The organism is Flavobacterium cheongpyeongense (assembly GCF_003202435.1).
In the GTDB taxonomy this organism is placed as follows: Bacteria; Bacteroidota; Bacteroidia; order Flavobacteriales; family Flavobacteriaceae; genus Flavobacterium; species Flavobacterium cheongpyeongense.
In genome coordinates this window covers 38,129-56,033 of record NZ_QJHK01000019.1, presented here as the reverse complement: position 1 = coordinate 56,033, position 17,905 = coordinate 38,129, and the positions used below count along the sequence as shown (strand labels likewise).

16 protein-coding genes are annotated in these 17,905 nt (G+C 33.8%); 14 read left to right on the top strand and 2 right to left on the bottom strand.

Features of this window, described 5'->3' with window-relative positions:
- Positions 1–39: 39 nt before the first annotated feature.
- From DMB65_RS18095 to DMB65_RS18085, 3 genes are all read left to right on the top strand, one after another.
- Entirely contained in the window at positions 40–603 is a 564-nt protein-coding gene (locus DMB65_RS18095; RefSeq protein WP_110308030.1) for a hypothetical protein, read from the top strand.
- 242 nt (positions 604–845) lie between these two features.
- On the top strand, positions 846–1,742 hold the full coding sequence (locus DMB65_RS18090; protein WP_110308029.1) for a LysR family transcriptional regulator: 897 nt from the start codon (positions 846–848) through the stop codon (positions 1,740–1,742).
- A 74-nt stretch (positions 1,743–1,816) separates the two neighbouring features.
- Entirely contained in the window at positions 1,817–2,782 is a 966-nt protein-coding gene (locus DMB65_RS18085) for a YeiH family protein (protein ID WP_110308028.1), read from the top strand.
- Here the strand turns inward: DMB65_RS18085 and DMB65_RS18080 are convergent, their stop codons facing one another.
- On the bottom strand, positions 2,783–3,739 hold the full coding sequence (locus DMB65_RS18080; protein WP_110308027.1) for a hypothetical protein: 957 nt from the start codon (positions 3,737–3,739) through the stop codon (positions 2,783–2,785).
- Positions 3,740–3,911: 172 nt separating this feature from the next.
- Between DMB65_RS18080 and DMB65_RS18075 the strand changes: the two genes are divergently transcribed.
- Positions 3,912–4,910, top strand: coding sequence for a zinc dependent phospholipase C family protein (locus tag DMB65_RS18075; protein WP_110308026.1), 999 nt, complete (start codon positions 3,912–3,914; stop codon positions 4,908–4,910).
- Positions 4,911–5,254: 344 nt separating this feature from the next.
- On the opposite strand, the gene DMB65_RS18070 is transcribed toward DMB65_RS18075, so the two are convergent.
- Positions 5,255–7,348: an LTA synthase family protein gene (locus DMB65_RS18070; protein WP_110308025.1), complete on the bottom strand. Its 2,094-nt coding sequence runs from the start codon at positions 7,346–7,348 to the stop codon at positions 5,255–5,257.
- A gap of 212 nt (positions 7,349–7,560) precedes the next feature.
- Between DMB65_RS18070 and DMB65_RS18065 the strand changes: the two genes are divergently transcribed.
- The 10 genes from DMB65_RS18065 to hisIE all read left to right on the top strand — a co-directional run bounded on the left by DMB65_RS18065 (position 7,561) and on the right by hisIE (position 17,871).
- Entirely contained in the window at positions 7,561–8,223 is a 663-nt protein-coding gene (locus DMB65_RS18065; protein ID WP_110308024.1) for a response regulator transcription factor, read from the top strand.
- Between the two features lie 3 nt (positions 8,224–8,226).
- Positions 8,227–9,639: a sensor histidine kinase gene (locus DMB65_RS18060; protein WP_110308023.1), complete on the top strand. Its 1,413-nt coding sequence runs from the start codon at positions 8,227–8,229 to the stop codon at positions 9,637–9,639.
- Positions 9,640–10,116: 477 nt separating this feature from the next.
- Positions 10,117–10,974 (top strand): ATP phosphoribosyltransferase, encoded by an 858-nt coding sequence (gene hisG, locus DMB65_RS18055; RefSeq protein WP_110308021.1) that lies wholly within the window; start codon positions 10,117–10,119, stop codon positions 10,972–10,974.
- Between the two features lie 102 nt (positions 10,975–11,076).
- Complete coding sequence (gene hisD, locus DMB65_RS18050; protein ID WP_110308020.1) at positions 11,077–12,360, top strand: histidinol dehydrogenase; 1,284 nt, start codon at positions 11,077–11,079, stop codon at positions 12,358–12,360.
- A 112-nt stretch (positions 12,361–12,472) separates the two neighbouring features.
- On the top strand, positions 12,473–13,519 hold the full coding sequence (hisC, locus tag DMB65_RS18045) for a histidinol-phosphate transaminase (RefSeq protein ID WP_110308019.1): 1,047 nt from the start codon (positions 12,473–12,475) through the stop codon (positions 13,517–13,519).
- Positions 13,520–13,628: 109 nt separating this feature from the next.
- On the top strand, positions 13,629–14,765 hold the full coding sequence (gene hisB, locus DMB65_RS18040) for a bifunctional histidinol-phosphatase/imidazoleglycerol-phosphate dehydratase HisB (protein ID WP_110308018.1): 1,137 nt from the start codon (positions 13,629–13,631) through the stop codon (positions 14,763–14,765).
- 104 nt (positions 14,766–14,869) lie between these two features.
- A complete protein-coding gene (gene hisH / locus DMB65_RS18035; protein ID WP_110308017.1) occupies positions 14,870–15,451 on the top strand; it encodes an imidazole glycerol phosphate synthase subunit HisH in 582 nt (193 codons plus the stop codon).
- Positions 15,452–15,578: 127 nt separating this feature from the next.
- Complete coding sequence (hisA, locus tag DMB65_RS18030; protein ID WP_110308015.1) at positions 15,579–16,337, top strand: 1-(5-phosphoribosyl)-5-[(5-phosphoribosylamino)methylideneamino]imidazole-4-carboxamide isomerase; 759 nt, start codon at positions 15,579–15,581, stop codon at positions 16,335–16,337.
- A gap of 80 nt (positions 16,338–16,417) precedes the next feature.
- The gene (gene hisF, locus DMB65_RS18025; RefSeq protein WP_110308014.1) at positions 16,418–17,173 is read left to right on the top strand and encodes an imidazole glycerol phosphate synthase subunit HisF; all 756 of its coding nucleotides are present in this window, start codon (positions 16,418–16,420) and stop codon (positions 17,171–17,173) included.
- Positions 17,174–17,274: 101 nt separating this feature from the next.
- Entirely contained in the window at positions 17,275–17,871 is a 597-nt protein-coding gene (gene hisIE / locus DMB65_RS18020; RefSeq protein WP_110308013.1) for a bifunctional phosphoribosyl-AMP cyclohydrolase/phosphoribosyl-ATP diphosphatase HisIE, read from the top strand.
- Positions 17,872–17,905 lie beyond the last annotated feature (34 nt).

The following is a 17,905-nucleotide window of genomic DNA, read 5'->3' as shown; positions in this document are numbered from 1 at the left end:
TAATTTTACAATGGATTTTAAATTATAATTAATCAAAGAATGGAAGAAAAGCCAAAGAGAAAAAGAATATCTACTAAACAATCTAACGAAGCTACTATAGTTAATGATGTTGAAGGTTATCAAGAAAATTGCTGTTCGCCAAATGCGAAAAAAATCGGAATCCATTCTGAGAATATTATAGTCAATTTTTGGATTGATAAACATTATTCTAATCGAGATCAGTATGGCGAAGATGATGGTGCAAAGAGAGAGGATATTGGTATAGAATATGTTGAGAAATTAGTCCAAAAAGCTTTACCTCATTTAATTTATTATTCATTAAAGCATAAGTCATTTCAATTTGTAAATCATCCACCTCCAAAATCTAGAGGATTAAGAGTTGTGTTAAAAGAAGAATTTGATACAGATATAACGTTAAACATTATTGCAGAGTATCATTTTTTTGATACAAATACCTATGAAGTTACAGTTATAACGGCGATGAGGAAAGAAGATTTCAAAATTTCGGTAGGTCAGTTTGAATTAATATTTAATTCAAGTTTTTCGACATTAAATCAAAAAAATGGTAACAATATTCAATATATTGATACATTTGAGATATAATTAAATCTTATTGTATTACAGTTTTGTATAGTTATTAGGTATTGAAATTATTTGTCATATTTGATAATTCATTATAGATTTGTTTCAAGAAATAACTGGAACAGAATACAAATTTGGGAAGCCTAAAGGCAGAATGCGTATTTGGGAAGTTCCAGCAATATAAGAGCCTCTATTTATTAGGGGCTTTTTATATTTTTTAATATTATTAAACTAAGGGTTTGGAAAGAATAAAACAATAAATAATGGATTTCCGACTAAAAGTTTTCTACACCGTTGCACTCCGCCTTAATTTTACTAAAGCGGCAACAGAATTGTATATTACCCAGCCAGCTGTTTCCAAGCATATTCAGGAACTCGAAGAAACCTATAAAACCAAGCTTTTTGAACGAAACGGTTCTAAAATTGCCTTGACTCCGGCAGGGAAAATCCTTTTACAACATACCAAAAACATCTTCGAAATCTATCGTGAAATCGACTTTGAGATGAGTTCGTTTCGTAACGAGCGTCAGGGGTTGCTGCGATTAGGTTCAAGTACCACCATTTCGCAATATATTATTTCACCGGTTTTGGCAAGATTTCACCAAAAACAGCAGGACATTAAAGTCAATCTACTGAACGGAAATACCGAACAGATTGAAAATGCCTTAATTAATAAAGAAATCGAAATCGGAATTGTAGAAGGACAGTCTAAAAACCAGTCCATTAAATATGTTCCGTTTATAAAAGACGAATTGGTTTTGGTCTGCAATACGCAAAATCCTTTGGTAAAACAAAACGAAATTTCACTGGAGGATCTAAAATCCATGAAATTTATTACACGAGAGCGTGGATCCGGAACACTTGAAGTTATAGAATATACTTTAAAACAAGTCGGCGTGAAATTAACAGACTTACAAATCGAAATGCAGTTAGGAAGTACAGAAAGCATCAAATCGTACTTGCTCAACTCAGACTGTTTTGCTTTCATGTCAATACACGCAGTAGGCAAAGAGCTTAAAAACAATGAATTGATTGTTCTGGATGTAGAAGGTTTATCCATCGAAAGATATTTTTACATCATTACATTATTGGGGAAATCAGATGCTTTATCTGAGTTATTTATTCAAAACTTAGCCTCCTGTTATAACCTCACGTTATAGCCGATTGTGTTTTACGATTGGTGTTTCCCATATAAACGGCAGAACTTTGCAGGGTAAATATCAAGTACCTTATTTTGAAAACGAAACAACACACCATAGCTCATTTATTAGAAGTCAGTATTTTTTTTCAGCAGCTTATTTTTGGAGCAGTACTTATTTTGTGTCTGTTTTCCATAATTTCTCCACCCATTGCTTTGTTATTAGGAGTGCTAATTGTAAACGTATTTGGAAACCCATTTGTAGCTTTCAATCATAAGGCTATTACCTTTTTATTGCAGTTTTCAGTTGTAGGTTTAGGTTTCGGAATGAATGCTTCATCTGCCATTTCTGTCGGGAAAGAAGGGTTTTTGTTAATGATATTCTCGATAATCAGTACTTTAGTTTTTGGAACACTTTTAGGAAAATGGCTTAAAACCGAGAAAAAAACATCACATTTAATTTCCTGCGGAACAGCAATCTGTGGCGGAAGTGCCATAGCTGCTATTTCGCCAACAATCAAATCAAATGAAAATCAGACTTCTATTGCATTGGGGGTGATTTTTATTCTGAATTCGGTTGCCCTGTTTGTGTTTCCGTTCATTGGGCATCAGCTTGATTTATCCCAAAAAGATTTTGGATTATGGTGTGCCATCGCCATTCATGATACCAGTTCTGTCGTAGGTGCAGCGAATAAATACGGCGCTGAAGCTTTGCAGATTGCTACAACCGTAAAACTGGCCAGAGCCTTATGGATCATTCCGATTTCGATTCTAACAGCGATTATTTTTAAAAATAAAAACTCAAAAATTAAGATTCCTTATTTTATCGGATTGTTTGTTGTTGCAATATTACTAAATTCATACTTGCCTCAAATAGCTTTTTTTGCTCCAAAAATCGTATTAATTGCCAAAATTGGTTTAACAATAACTTTGTTTCTAATCGGCACAACTTTAAATAGTAATGCTTTGAAATCAGTAGGGGCAAAGCCTTTGCTACAAGGTTTTTTTCTTTGGATATTTATTGCTGGCTTGGGATTGGTATCGATACGTTATCTGGGATAATTATTTAATGTTAGAAAACTTCACAACAGGTTTCCCTGTACTGGTGTACCATTTTCCATTAAAAGATAGGCGTTTTTCAATTGTAAAATTAAATTGTTTTTTAGTTTTAACCATTTCGCTTACCTCTTTTGGCATCTCTACTTCAAAGTCATCCTCAGTTCCTTTCGCTTTTTTATAGAATCCGGTTGTTGTTATTACAAAATCCCTAAAAAACTTTTTCTTGACATCATTAACAACTTTGTATGTACTTGACCATTCCGTACTTCCTTCAGCATTGTTTGAAAGTCTGTAATCTGCCAGTTTCATCAATGTTTGGTATTTTCCGTTAAAACCAACAATTAGATATAAGTATGCGTTGTAAGGTCCGCCAGCTCCTCCGTTGGCATGTATCAGCGAAAAGGCATATTGATCTTCACCAATTTCTACCAATTTCAAAGCCGGTATTCGTGAGAAAGCACCAAAAGCGGCAATAGCAGGCTGAAAAGATTTCATTTCCCAAAGATTCCCTGTTTTCGAAAATTTAGCCAATCCTAAAAGTCCTCCGTTAAAACGGCTCGTCTGTAATCCGTCGGCATCATAAAAAGAGTGATTAAAAACTAACATTTTGAACTGGTTACCCTTAGAATCCGAATAACTAATTGTAGTGTCAAGACGGGTTGCAACACCTTCTTTATAAGGAAATAAAGGATCTTCTTCAACCCCATTAACATCAGTATAGTGTTCCGGTTTACAGCTTTTGCATTTCCAGCTCATAAAAATATTATCATCTGGAAGCTTATAGAACTCACCCGGAAACAATTGCTGCATGGTTTTTATTTCATTTAACGGATCCGGTATTTTTAAAGTTCTTTTGGTATTTAAAATGGTATCACTAACGTTTTTTAATTGCACAACATCATCTTGTGCAGAACAAATCGAAATGAAAAGAAAAAGAATACTCGAATAAATCAGGCGCATATAGAATATTTTAAAGTAGAATCGGAAACGAATTTACGAAGAAAGTTTGAAATGAACTTATATTAGTGATATGATTCAAAAATTAAACAAAATTAAATTAACACAATATTAAATAGTATTCTTTTGAATTATTCTTAAATGAGGTAAATTTGCAGTCCAAATAAAACTTCAAATGAAAAATTTTAAAATGAATCCAAAACTAATTGCTTTCTTCGCAGTTATAATTGGCTTTTTAACCCTGTCATGGGGAATTGTAGGTCATGAACGCATCAATAAAGCCGCAGTAATGGCCCTACCGCAACAGCTACAGGTCTTTTTTTACAATCATATTGATTTTATTACACAAGAGGCTTCTGTTCCGGATATTCGTAAATACGCTTTAAAGTACAAAGATGAAAATCCAAGACATTATATCGATCTGGAAAATTTCGGATCAACGGACAGTCTGCCTAAAACATTAGAAGAAGCAACCAAAAAATACGATGCTAAATTCTTAAACGATAACGGAATCCTTCCATGGTACATCGAAGACATGATGGTTAAATTAACCAAAGCATTCAAAGAAAAAAACAGGGCAGAAATCTTATTTCTTGCCGCAGATTTAGGTCATTACATTGGTGATGCCCACATGCCTTTGCATACTTCAGCGAACCATGACGGACAATTGACAGATCAAAAAGGAATCCATTCACTTTGGGAAAGCAGGTTACCTGAGTTATTCGTTAAAAATTATAAATTAAATGTACCTGAAGCGCAGTATTACGAGGATGTTCATAAAGCAACCTGGGCTATGATCATGGATACACACAGCTTAGTTGATTCCTTATTGGCTGTAGACAAAAAGCTAAGAACTTCAACTCCAGAGAATCAGGTTTTTGTTGTGGATGCTGAAGGGAAAATTGTAAAAAGCAAATACAACTCGGCTAAATTCTCAGATGAATATGCTGCTAAACTGCATACCGAATTAAACGGAATGGTCGAAAGCCAAATGAGAAAATCCATTAGCGCGACAGCCAGTTTTTGGTACACTGCCTGGGTAAATGCCGGAAAACCGGATTTAAGCGATTTAGATTCTAAGGAATTGACTACGCGTAACAGTAAAGCTTTAAAGCAAGATTTGAAATTATTTCAGAAAGGAAATCTTTTCGGAATGCAAAATCAAAATGATTAAGTATTTAGCATAATGCAATAACACAAAAGCCTGTAAATAAAGTACTATGTTACAGGCTTTCGTATTTAATTAAGATTCGGTGTTCAGGGAATTTCAATATTTTTTATTGGGTTTTATCAGCAATAAATAAAAAGTGATTCTGCCCAAAATAATACCATTTATGTATTCTTTAGTTATGGAATGATTTATAAAAAAAGAACGAGTAGATCGGACTATTTTATATGTGTAAATGGTATAAACAACAAAGCAATCTCAAGCTGTCCGCTTTATCGTTTCCTGCTGTCAGCAGCAGGAAAAAGGATGAATCAGGGCCAGCAACTAGGTTTTATAAGGTAAGTTAGTTTTTATAATTTTTGATAGGCTTTTCGTTTCAATATATCAGAAGCAGTCTGATAAAACGAAATGGTTTCATTTACCAAATCAGTCCTTTCCTTTTTCAAAGCTTTTTCCTCATAATGGATTTGGTATTCCGGGGCAACTCCCTTTTCAGGAATAACATTTAGCTGATATTGTTTTACCTGCTGTTTTGGCGATAAAATGGTCAGGACATTATCCCGGATCATTCCTAAATCCTGATAAGTAGCGATAAAGGCCCTGGGCTTATAATCAGATTTAAAAACATCCTGACCGTAAAATTTACTTTCATAGTCAAAATGTAATAAACCAAAAAGCGTAGGCATCAAATCAATTTGAGACATCAGCTGATTGTATTTTTCAGCCTTAATTCCCGGACTGTAAATAAAAGCCGGAATTCGGTATTTGTCTAACGGAAGCTCTGTTTTTCCGGCACTCGAAGCACAATGATCTGCAACTATAACAAAAACGGTATTTTTAAACCACGGTTGTTTACTGGCCATTGCAAAGAATTTTCTTAAAGCATAATCGGTATATTTCACACCACCATCTCTCGATTTGCAATCTGCCGGAATATCAATTTTGTTCTCAGGATATGTAAATGGTCTGTGATTGCTGACTGTCATAATATGATTAAAGAAAGGTTTGTTTTCTTTCGCCTCAGTGTTCATAACCTTTATGGCTTTATTATACATATCCTCATCGCAAACTCCCCAAACATTCGAAAACGTAATTTCTTCTGAACTCAAGCTTGATTTGTCAACGATCGTATATCCATTTCCGGAATAAAAATCCTTCATATTATCAAAAAAAGCATCACCACCGTACATAAATTTTACGTTGTAGCCTTTATGTTTAAAAATATTTCCCGTTGAAAATTTATTTTTATTGTCTACCCGTTTTACAACGCTCTCACCGGCAGTTGGAGGCAGGCACAACGTCACAGCTTCGAGACCACGGACAGTTCGGTTTCCAGCGGCATACAAATTGGTAAACTGAAGACTTTTTTGAGCCAGGCTATCCAGAAAAGGCGTAATATTTTTATCGTTCCCATACATTTTCATAAACTCAGCACTATAACTTTCAATAGTAATCAGCACTACATTTTTATGGTTTTCCAGAGAATCACTTGTAATTTTACGATTAGTTTTTTGTCCTGAAATAGTCGTAAATTGCTTTTCTAAAATGGCAAAAGCTTCTTTGGTGGGTAGTGTTTTATAAAATTTAAAATAGTCTAAGTCACTATTCTTAAAAGCTAAATAAAATTTATATAAGCCGTTAGACTGAAGTTCATTGACAAAAATATTTTTAGAGTTTTCAGTTTTTGCCAATATTGGAATGGCTGTTAAAGAAATTATAGACAAAAAGATGTAAAGCACCGAAATTTTTATTTTCTGACTGAAGGTCGGAATCTTATCGATATAAATTCTTGACTTTTTCAGAATAAAATAAGTAACAATTCCCGTTATCAAAAATAAGCCTGAAAATATTGGAACAACAGGATAAGACTGCATAATGTTTCCTATAACTTCATTGGTATAGATTAAATAGTTTACAGCAATAAAATTGTACTTTACACCAAATTCATTCCAAAAGAAATATTCGCTTATCGCATTTTGAAGAATCAATAAAACATACAAAAAAATCACAAAGGCAAATAACCAAAACCTGATTTTACTCCTTTTTTTTGGAAGAAATAAAAAAAGTGCAAATAAAATTGTTTTTATCCCAATGAAAATCAGGACAATTTTTGGCAAAGCTCCACCATATTCATCAAAAATGCTTTTTCCGGACGCTACATACAAAAACAGGATGATAAAAACGCCAAGGATAATATAACCATAAGGTTTGCTGTATTTGGTATCTGAGATAAAAATTAAATAAAGCCATAAAAACAAACCGGCAATTGTAAATACAAAACAATCTGCAATTAAACCCAGACTAAAGATTTTAAGACTTTCGATAAAGTTGAATGAACTTTGTGTGATTGGATGAAAAAACAAAACAATCCGCAACAGGAAACTAATAATAAAATAGAATAAAGCAAGATTGTAAAAGGGCGAAAGTTTTTTGTAAAATGCCATAAAGTTTTTTTTTACAAAATTAATTCTGATTAATTAACCTTGAATTAATAATAACCATTACCTTACTTAATGTAGGCTTAAAATTTACTTAAGACGATAACAATTTTTCTATTTTGATGGTTTAAAGTATTTTAAAAATACAAAAAAACTATCTTTGCCGTACACAATTTGTAAGTAATTTTATAAATTTTATTTTAAATAAATAATCCCGAATGCATATTTTAATAGTAGAAGACGAGTTAGGCATCGTTCAGTTCCTTAAGCAGGGCTTACAAGAAGAAGGATACCAGATAACAACAGCAGATGATGGCTTAAAAGGATTTGAACTGACTCAGGAACAACAGTTTGATTTGATTTTGTTAGACTGGATGCTGCCTAAGATCAATGGTCTGGATCTATGCAAAGCAATCAGGATTAAAAACCGTACGACTCCAATTATTTTTCTCACAGCCAAAGATACCGTTCAGGAAACAATAGAAGGTTTAAAAGCGGGGGCAAATGATTATATCAAGAAACCTTTCAGTTTTGAAGAATTGGTAGAACGTATTAAAGTTCATTTCAGGTATCAAAAGGAATCTGAGATTCTAACATTAGGAACTATAAAAATTGATTTATCGAAATATATTGTATTAAAAAATGATGAACAAATTTCACTAACACAAAGAGAATTTGAATTGTTGCATTATTTAATCAGTAATAAAGGAAAAGTATGCACACGAAACCAGATTTTAAAAGATGTCTGGGAGATCAATTTTGAGTACGATTCAGGTGTTATTGATGTTTTCATAAATGCTATCAGAAAAAAACTTAATTTAAAAATCGAAGAAGACTACATAAAAACAATACGAGGCGTGGGTTACATTGCCAATGACTAAAAAATGAAACAGCTTTCCTTTAAAAACAGAATTGCCTTAAACTATATCATAACAACCGGTTTGTTGATTCTGGTAGTTTTTTTCACACTCTATTCCATAGTAAAGCATGCTGTTTATAGTCATATTGATAATGATATTAAAGTAGAAATTCAAAATCTTCGCAAGCAAATCAGGATTATAGACAATGTTATAATCCTGGTTAATGAAGAAGAATGGGAAGAGCGCGAACATAATACAGTAGATATTAATCCTGTATTTGTTGAGTTTTTGGATGTAAACAAAAAAATAGTTGAAAAATCACCCAATCTTAAAAATGAAGTCCTGATGTTTGATAAGACTGTGCCTAATTTTGAACTCTTTGACACCAAAATCAGACATAATACTATTAGACAGATTCAGGTTCCGCTTCAGGTAAAAGCAAAAAAGATAGGCTATTTGATAATAGCAATGCCATTAAAAGATTCCAGATTAGTACTCGACAGTTTATTTAATATTATGATGCTGTCTTTTCCGGTCATTCTGTTATTATTGTTTTTTATTGCCCGTTTTTTTGCAGGACGAAGCATAAAACCAATAAATGCCATTATAAACACTTCGAAGAGTATTACAAAAGATAATTTAAAAAACAGGATTCCGTTGCCCAGAACACATGATGAACTGTATACATTATCCGAAAATATAAACAATTTATTAAACCGTATTGAAGATGCCATTGAACGTGAAAAACAATTTACCTCTGATGCATCACATGAACTCAGAACACCTTTAACAGTCATTAAAGGCACTCTCGAAGTTTTGATTCGAAAACCCCGGGACAATAAGGAATATGAAGATAAAATAAATTACTGCATTAACGAAGTAGACCACTTAAATATATTGGTAGACGAGCTTCTGATGCTGGCACGCTTTGAGAATCAGAGACAAAATATTTTGCCGGAATCGGTTTATCTGAATGCAGTAATTTTGGATGTAATTACTTTGAAATCACAAAACATAAATAGTAAAAATATCAAAATAAAATTTGAAGCTGAAGAAGATTATTTTATCAAGTCTGATAATTATCTGGTCGTAACTATTTTTAGGAATATTATTTCGAATGCAGTTAAGTATACAAATAACAGAGGTGAGGTATCCGTTTTTCTTTCTAAACAAAACAATAAAATAATCTGTAAAATTACAGACAACGGAATCGGAATTAAAAAAAGTGATTTAGAAGCTATTTTTAATCCTTTTTTCAGGTCAAACTCTGCCGGACATCCTGAAATTAAAGGAACAGGATTAGGATTGTCTATCGTCAAACGTTTTACAGAATTGCTGGATATTCAATTTCACATAGAAAGCAAAATGAATGTAGGAACCACAGTAATTTTAGAATTTAACGAGGAAACAAACATATTAGAATTACCCGTTAGTTAGAATTATTCAAAAACATCAGTTCAGTGTTTTTTGCGCAGACAAAAGCAACAAAAAAAAGTATCGGGAATTATTTTCTATGAAATTTTTTCTGTTCCCAATACAATTGTCTATCGAAATTACTCCAACTGACGAAGTATTATCATTAAAAACTAATTTCCGTCAACGGGTTACAATTATAAAAAGGTATTGAAATAGATTCTGTATTTTTTTTAACAATAAACCACCGTTAAGTTAAATTAAAAATTGTTTTTTTATAAAATTAACCTGTATATTTGCAACCGAATCAAAGAATAAAAAAACAAACCAAAAATGTTTACAAATCAATTACATCATCATCATTTTCATAATTGCTCTCAGGCGATGTGTTAATGTATGGATGTAAATCATCATATTTTAAAACCCGTTTGAGTACATCAAACGGGTTTTTTATTACCTATTCTTTGTACTCAAACTATTAACTAAACAAAAAAAGAAAAAATGAGTACTTTAAAAATTGCAATTCAAAAATCAGGTCGTTTAAACGAAGACAGCATTCAGATCCTTAAAGACTGCGGTATTTCGATCAACAACGGAATCGATCAGTTAAAAGCCGAAGCGTCAAACTTTCCTCTTGAAGTTTTATATTTAAGAAATTCGGATATTCCTCAGTATTTAATTGACGGAGTGGTTGATTTAGCAATCGTTGGTGATAATCTTTTGGTAGAAAAAGGAAAAGATATTGAAGTGGTTCAAAAATTGGGATTCTCAAAATGTAAAGTTTCAGTAGCAGTTCCTAAAACTTTTGAATACAATTCGATTCAGGATTTGGCAGGTTTGCGTGTTGCGACTTCTTATCCCAATACGGTAAACGAATATTTTGGTTCATTTGGTTTAACGGTTGATATCCACCAGATTTCAGGATCTGTAGAAATTGCGCCTAATATTGGCCTTGCTGATGCAATTGTCGATATCGTTTCCAGCGGAAGCACTTTGTTCAAAAACAATTTGAAAGAAGTTGAGGTAATTTTAAAGAGCGAAGCAGTTTTAGCAGTTTCTCCAAAAGTTTCCCCGGAAATTCAAAAACACATCGATACCTTAAAATTTAGAATCCAGTCTGTTTTAAGAGCACGTAATTCAAAATATATACTGATGAATGTGCCAAACGAAAAAATTGAAGAAATTGGGAAAATTTTACCTGTTTTGCGAAGCCTTACCGTTTTGCCTTTGGCTCAGGAAGGATGGAGCAGCGTACATTCAGTTATTGATAAAGATACTTTTTGGGACGTAATCGATCAGTTGAAAGAAGCAGGAGCTGAAGGGATTTTAGTTTGCCCAATTGAAAAAATGGTTCTTTAAGGATTTGCCCCGCTTTAGGTTTTAGGCAATATGCTTTAAACCAAAAAAAACAAAGTTAATAAAGCTTATAGCCTAAAGCTTAAAGCTTAAAGCATAAAAAAAATGAATAAAATAAATAATCCAAAACCAGATACCTGGTCTCAAATATTAAAAAGACCAACAAAAACCATCGATGATATCGAAGTTACGGTTAAAGAAATTTTTAAGGAAGTACAGAAAAAAGGAGATGAAGCGGTTGCAAAATACACATCGATCTTTGACGGCATTGTTTTAGACAATTATGAAGTGACATCAGCAGAAATTGAAGAGGCAATCAATTCAATTTCAACTGAATTAAAAGAGGCAATTCAGTTGGCTAAAAGCAATATTTACAACTTTCATTCGGCACAAAAAACAGAACGGATTTCTGTTGAAACCATTGAAGGTGTAAACTGCTGGCAGGAAAAAAGACCCATTCAAAAAATAGGTTTGTATATTCCGGGCGGTACTGCTCCTTTATTTTCTACTGTTTTGATGCTGGCTGTTCCCGCTGAAATAGCCGGATCAAAAGAAATTGTTTTATGCTCGCCTCCTGACAAAACCGGAAAAATAAATCCGGCGATATTATATGCTGCCAATTTATGCGGTGTAACCAAAATATTAAAAGTAGGCGGAATCCAGGCGATTGCGGGAATGACCTTTGGAACGCAATCTATTCCTAAGGTATATAAAATTTTCGGACCAGGAAACCAGTTTGTAACCGTAGCAAAACAGTTGGCAACACAATTTGGTGTGGCAATAGATATGCCTGCGGGACCTTCAGAGTTGCTTGTTGTGGCAGATGATACAGCTGTCCCTGCCTTTGTAGCTTCAGATTTATTATCCCAGGCAGAGCACGGAACCGACAGTCAGGTAATTTTGGTTTCGACTTCAAAAAAACTGATTGATGCTGTTGAAAGAGAAATACAAATTCAGATGGAAGAGCTTCCAAGAAAAGAAATTGTAAAAAAAGCAATTGAAAACTCTAAATTGATTTTGGTAGAAAATGACAAAATTGCTTTGGAACTTATCAATGAATACGGTCCGGAACACTTTATTATCTGCTCAGAATATGATGATTTTTATTGTAACGGAATTGTAAATGCAGGTTCTGTTTTTATTGGAAATTATACTCCCGAAAGTGCCGGTGACTACGCTTCAGGAACGAATCATACGCTGCCTACAAATGGTTACGCCAAAAATTATAGTGGTGTAAATCTGGATAGTTTTATGAAATCAATGACTTTTCAAAAAATATCAGAAAAAGGGATACAAAATATTGGACGCGCCATTGAAGTTATGGCAGAGGCAGAAGGTTTGCAGGCACATAAAAATGCAGTAACACTGAGATTGAAGAGTTTAGAGTAAAGAATAAAGAAGATAGAACAAAGTGGCAAGAAGTAAGATAAATGAATTTAAGGATTAGATTTAGTCTATATTCTTTTTTCTTGATTCTTTCTTCTACTTAAAAAATAAAAGAATGGAATTCGATATAAACACCATAACACGTGAAAACGTAAAAACATTAAAACCCTATTCATCAGCGCGTGATGAGTTTGAAGATTTTGATACTGCCGAAATGATTTTTCTGGATGCCAATGAAAATCCTTTTCAGAATGGGGTAAACCGCTATCCGGACCCACAGCAGAATTCGGTTAAAGCAATTTTAGCTAAAAATAATAACGTAAAACAAAGCCAGATTTTATTAGGAAACGGAAGCGATGAGGTTTTAGATTTACTTTTCAGGGCTTTCTGCGAACCGAAAACGGATAATATTATTTCCTTACCGCCAACGTACGGAATGTATGGTGTTTTGGCAAATATCAACGCTGTTGAAAACAGAGAAGTTTTACTTTCAACCGATTTTCAGCCACAGGTTGAGAAAATTTTAGATACTGTTGATGAGAATACAAAGATTATCTTTTTATGTTCACCAAACAATCCAACAGGAAATTCTTTTTCGGATGAAAGTGTGGTGAAATTACTTCAAAACTTTAAGGGTTTGGTGGTAATTGATGAAGCCTATATTGATTTTTCAGACAAAGAAAGCTGGCTGGGAAAAATGGAGCAATATCCGAATCTGGTGATTACACAAACGCTTTCAAAAGCGTATGGTCTGGCCGGAATTCGTTTGGGAATTTGTTATGCCTCTGAAGCCGTGATTTCAGTTTTAAACAAAATCAAGCCGCCTTATAACGTAAACGAACTAACGCAGCAAAGAGCGATTGAGCGATTGAAGGACGGTGAAAAAATAAAACAGGAAATTGCTGCTATCATTGAACAGAGAGAAGAATTGCTTAAAGTTTTAAACGATATTAGTTTTGTTCAAAACGTATACCCTACTGAGGCTAATTTTGTGCTGGTAAAAGTAGATAATGCCAATAAAAGATACGACGAATTAATTGAAAAAGGAATCGTGATCAGAAACAGAACTACGCAGCCGTTATGTGAAAATTGTCTGCGTTTTACGATTGGAATTCCAGACGAAAATGCAGTTTTGATTAAAGAATTGAAGTTGTTAAAATAGAAGAAAGAATATAGAGCAAAAAAGAAAGAAAAAATTGAAATAACTTTTTGGATAGAATAAAAAGGCTATTTTCTTTACTCTTTTTTCTTTATTCTCAAAAAATAAAAATATGAAAAAAGTACTTTTTATCGATCGTGACGGAACGATTGTTTTAGAACCTGAAGGATATCAATTAGACAGCTTAGATAAATTAGAGTTTTATCCGAAAGCGTTTCAGTATCTGGCTAAAATTGCCAATGAACTGGATTATGAACTGGCAATGGTTACCAATCAGGATGGTTTAGGAACAGATAGCTTTCCGGAAGATACATTTTGGCCAACACAGAATTTTATTCTGAGAGCTTTTGAGAACGAAGGCGTTTTGTTTGATGATATTTTTGTAGACAGATCGTTTCCGGAAGATAATGCACCAACACGCAAGCCTAGAACCGGAATGCTGACAAAATACATTGACAATCCGAACTATGATCTGGCAAATTCATTTGTATTGGGAGACCGTCTTACCGATGTTGAACTGGCTAAAAACTTAGGAGCAAAAGCCATTTTTATGAATCTGACCGATGGTGCCGGAAGCACTGAAATTTCTTCCAAACGTGAAGAGTTAGATGAAACGATTATTTTACAGACCACCGACTGGAAAACGATTTATGAGTTTTTAAAATTAGAGGCACGTTCAGCTTCGATTACACGTAAGACACATGAAACGGATATTTTTATCAACCTGAATCTTGACGGAACAGGGAAAAGTAAAATCGATACAGGAATCGCTTTCTTTGACCACATGTTAGATCAGATTTCACGTCACGGTCAAATGGATTTGGAAGTTCTTGTAAAAGGTGACTTAGAAGTTGATGAACATCATACCATTGAAGATACAGCAATTGCTTTAGGGGAAGTTTTTGCAAAAGCACTCGGAAATAAATTAGGTATCGAACGTTATGGTTTCTGTTTGCCAATGGACGATTGTCTGGCGCAGGTTGCCATCGATTTTGGAGGAAGAAACTGGCTGATTTGGGAAACCGAATTTAAACGTGAAATGGTGGGTAAAATGCCAACCGAGATGTTTTTTCACTTCTTTAAATCCTTCTCAGACGGAGCAAAAGCCAATATAAATATCAAAGCCGAGGGCGATAACGAGCACCATAAAATTGAAGCGATTTTTAAAGCTTTCGCAAAAGCCATAAAAGTGGCTGTAAAAAGAGATACCGAGAAAATGATTTTGCCTTCGACCAAAGGAATGCTTTAATTAAGTCGAAAGACAAAAGTCATAAAGTCGAAAGTTTTCCCAAATTAAGGACAAGCAAAATTGACTTTTAGACATTTGACTTTACAACTTTTAGACTAATATAAATGAAAATAGTAATAATAAACTACGGAGCAGGAAATATTCAGAGCATAATGTTTGCTATTGAAAGACTTGGTTTTAAAGCGGTTCTAAGCAATAATCCTGAAGAAATTCTCGCAGCAGATAAAGTGATTTTTCCGGGTGTCGGTGAAGCAAGCTATGCCATGAGAAAACTGGAGGAAAGCGGTTTGGAGAATTTAATTCCGAATTTAAAACAACCCGTTTTTGGAATCTGTCTTGGAATGCAATTAATGTGCAATTCAACAGAAGAAGGAAATACAAAAGGTCTGGGAATTTTTGATGTGGATGTAATTAAATTTACTTCAAATGTAAAAGTACCACAAATGGGATGGAACCAAATCTATAATTTAAAATCGGACTTGTTTAAAGATATTCCCGAAAATGAATTCATGTATCTGGTACACAGTTTTTATGCTCCAAACTGCGCTGAAGCGATTGCTACAACAAATTATGATGTTGAATACGCATCGGCATTGCATAAAAATAATTTTTACGGAACACAATTTCATCCTGAAAAAAGCGGAGATGTCGGGGAGAAAATATTAGAAAACTTTTTGAAATTATAATTCAATATAAATATCAAAAATCAATTACAATATCAATTTTAAAATATCTGAAATCAAAAATCGTTAATCGAGAATCAAAAATCAAGCCTTTACGACTTTAGCCTTTCAAACTTTAAGACTTAAATAAATGAGAATAATACCAGCCATAGATATCATTGAAGGAAAATGTGTTCGCTTGTCAAAAGGCGATTACGATACCAAAATAATTTATAACGAAAACCCGCTTGAAGTTGCGAAATCATTTGAAGCTCACGGAATCGAATATCTGCATTTGGTAGATCTTGACGGAGCAAAATCGAGTAAAATTGTGAATTATAAAATTTTGGAGCAAATTGCTACGCAAACTAGTTTAAAAATTGATTTTGGAGGCGGGTTAAAAGCCGATTCTGATCTGAAAATTGCCTTTGAAAGCGGCGCAAACCAAATTACAGGCGGAAGTATTGCAGTGAAAAACAGAACAATTTTCGAAAAATGGATCTCAGAATACGGTTCGGATAAAATCATTTTAGGTGCTGATGCCAAAGATGAAAAAATCGCGGTTTCAGGCTGGCTGGAAGATTCAGAAGAAGAATTGATTCCGTTTATTCAGGATTATCAAGCCAAAGGAATTCAATACGTTATTTGTACTGATATTGCAAAAGACGGTATGCTTGAAGGGCCTAGTTTTGATTTGTATAAAAAAATAATCAATGAATGTTCTGTCACTTCGAGCGGAGTCGAGAAGTTAGCAGAAGGAATAAAATTAATTGCTTCTGGTGGAATTTCAACATTTGATGAACTCCCAAAATTAGCCGAATTAGGTTGTGAGGGAACAATAATAGGAAAAGCGATTTACGAAGGAAGAATTACGCTGAAACAACTGGAGAACTACATAATTAGAAAATGAGATAATGAGATAATTAGATAATTTATACACAATGCAAAAATTATCTAATTGACTAATTATCTAATTAACACATTAGATAAATGTTAGCAAAAAGAATCATCCCTTGTTTGGATATAAAAAACGGAAGAACCGTAAAAGGTGTTAATTTTGTAGATTTACGTGATGCCGGAGATCCGGTAGAACTGGCCGAAATTTACTCGGCAGAAGGTGCGGATGAGTTGGTTTTTCTGGATATTTCGGCAACGGAAGAGCGAAGAAAAACGTTAGTGAATATGGTGCGAAGTGTGGCGGAGAAAATCAATATTCCGTTTACGGTTGGTGGTGGAATTTCGTCTGTCGAAGACGTTGAAATTTTATTGAATAATGGTGCTGATAAGGTTTCTATTAATTCATCGGCTGTAAAAAATCCGCAATTGATTAACGATTTGGCTCAAAAATTTGGAAGTCAGTGTGTTGTGGTTGCTATCGATGCCAAACAAATCGACGGACAATGGATCGTGCATTTGGTGGGTGGAAAAGTGCCAACAGAATTAAATTTATTCGATTGGGCAGTTGAAGTAGCAGAACGCGGAGCAGGCGAAATTTTATTTACCTCAATGGACAATGACGGAACTAAAAATGGTTTTGCAAACGAGGCTTTGGCAAAATTATCAGAGTTGATTAATATTCCGATTATTGCTTCAGGAGGTGCGGGAAATATTCAGCATTTTGTGGATTCTTTTAAACTAGGAAAGGCAGATGCAGCTTTGGCAGCGAGTGTTTTTCATTTTAAAGAAATCGAAATAAAAGCCTTAAAACAAGAACTTAAAAATAATAATATTGAAGTTAGACTTTAGAATAGAGTCAAGAAGAAAGATTTAAACAATAAAAATAACAATATAGAAGTCCGAATGTAGTTTTAACTTTAAGACTTTGGGCTTTACAACTTTAGACTAATATGGAAATAGATATCAAAAGTTCCCACGGATTTATTCCGGCGATTATTCAGGATTCAGAAACGAAAAATGTCCTAATGATGGGATATATGAATGAAGAATCACTTCAAAAAACAATCGAAACCCAGAAAGTAACTTTTTTCAGCCGTTCCAAACAAAGACTTTGGACAAAAGGAGAGGAAAGTGGTAACTTTTTGAATCTGGTCAGTATCAAAAACGACTGTGATGGCGATACGCTTTTAATCCAGGCGAAACCTGTTGGGCCAACTTGTCATACTGGAGCTGATACCTGTTGGCAGGAAGAGAATAAGGAAAATTATGGTTTTATTTATCAGTTAGAAAATACAATCAAAACCCGCAGGGAAAATGCTGATTCGGAGAAAAGTTATGTAGCTTCACTATTCGAAAAAGGAATTAATAAAATCGCCCAAAAAGTTGGAGAGGAAGCAGTAGAAGTGGTTATTGAAGCCAAAGACGATAACGATGATTTATTCCTTAGTGAAAGTGCTGATTTGCTTTTTCATTACCTTATTCTGTTGCAGGCTAAAGGTTTTCAACTGAATGATGTGGTTGATGTTTTAAAGAAACGTCAGAAGTAGATTTGAAATTCAATAAAAATAAGCCTTTCAGTGG

What these genes read in the sequence shown, in the direction of transcription:
- DMB65_RS18095 (WP_110308030.1), top strand. Translation starts at nt 40, where the DNA reads ATGGAAGAAAAGCCAAAGAGAAAAAGAATATCTACTAAACAATCTAAC.
- DMB65_RS18090 (WP_110308029.1), top strand. Translation starts at nt 846, where the DNA reads ATGGATTTCCGACTAAAAGTTTTCTACACCGTTGCACTCCGCCTTAAT.
- DMB65_RS18080 (WP_110308027.1), bottom strand. Translation starts at nt 3,739, where the DNA reads ATGCGCCTGATTTATTCGAGTATTCTTTTTCTTTTCATTTCGATTTGT.
- DMB65_RS18075 (WP_110308026.1), top strand. Translation starts at nt 3,912, where the DNA reads ATGAAAAATTTTAAAATGAATCCAAAACTAATTGCTTTCTTCGCAGTT.
- DMB65_RS18070 (WP_110308025.1), bottom strand. Translation starts at nt 7,348, where the DNA reads ATGGCATTTTACAAAAAACTTTCGCCCTTTTACAATCTTGCTTTATTC.
- DMB65_RS18065 (WP_110308024.1), top strand. Translation starts at nt 7,561, where the DNA reads ATGCATATTTTAATAGTAGAAGACGAGTTAGGCATCGTTCAGTTCCTT.
- DMB65_RS18060 (WP_110308023.1), top strand. Translation starts at nt 8,227, where the DNA reads ATGAAACAGCTTTCCTTTAAAAACAGAATTGCCTTAAACTATATCATA.
- hisG (WP_110308021.1), top strand. Translation starts at nt 10,117, where the DNA reads ATGAGTACTTTAAAAATTGCAATTCAAAAATCAGGTCGTTTAAACGAA.
- hisD (WP_110308020.1), top strand. Translation starts at nt 11,077, where the DNA reads ATGAATAAAATAAATAATCCAAAACCAGATACCTGGTCTCAAATATTA.
- hisC (WP_110308019.1), top strand. Translation starts at nt 12,473, where the DNA reads ATGGAATTCGATATAAACACCATAACACGTGAAAACGTAAAAACATTA.
- hisB (WP_110308018.1), top strand. Translation starts at nt 13,629, where the DNA reads ATGAAAAAAGTACTTTTTATCGATCGTGACGGAACGATTGTTTTAGAA.
- hisH (WP_110308017.1), top strand. Translation starts at nt 14,870, where the DNA reads ATGAAAATAGTAATAATAAACTACGGAGCAGGAAATATTCAGAGCATA.
- hisA (WP_110308015.1), top strand. Translation starts at nt 15,579, where the DNA reads ATGAGAATAATACCAGCCATAGATATCATTGAAGGAAAATGTGTTCGC.
- hisF (WP_110308014.1), top strand. Translation starts at nt 16,418, where the DNA reads ATGTTAGCAAAAAGAATCATCCCTTGTTTGGATATAAAAAACGGAAGA.
- hisIE (WP_110308013.1), top strand. Translation starts at nt 17,275, where the DNA reads ATGGAAATAGATATCAAAAGTTCCCACGGATTTATTCCGGCGATTATT.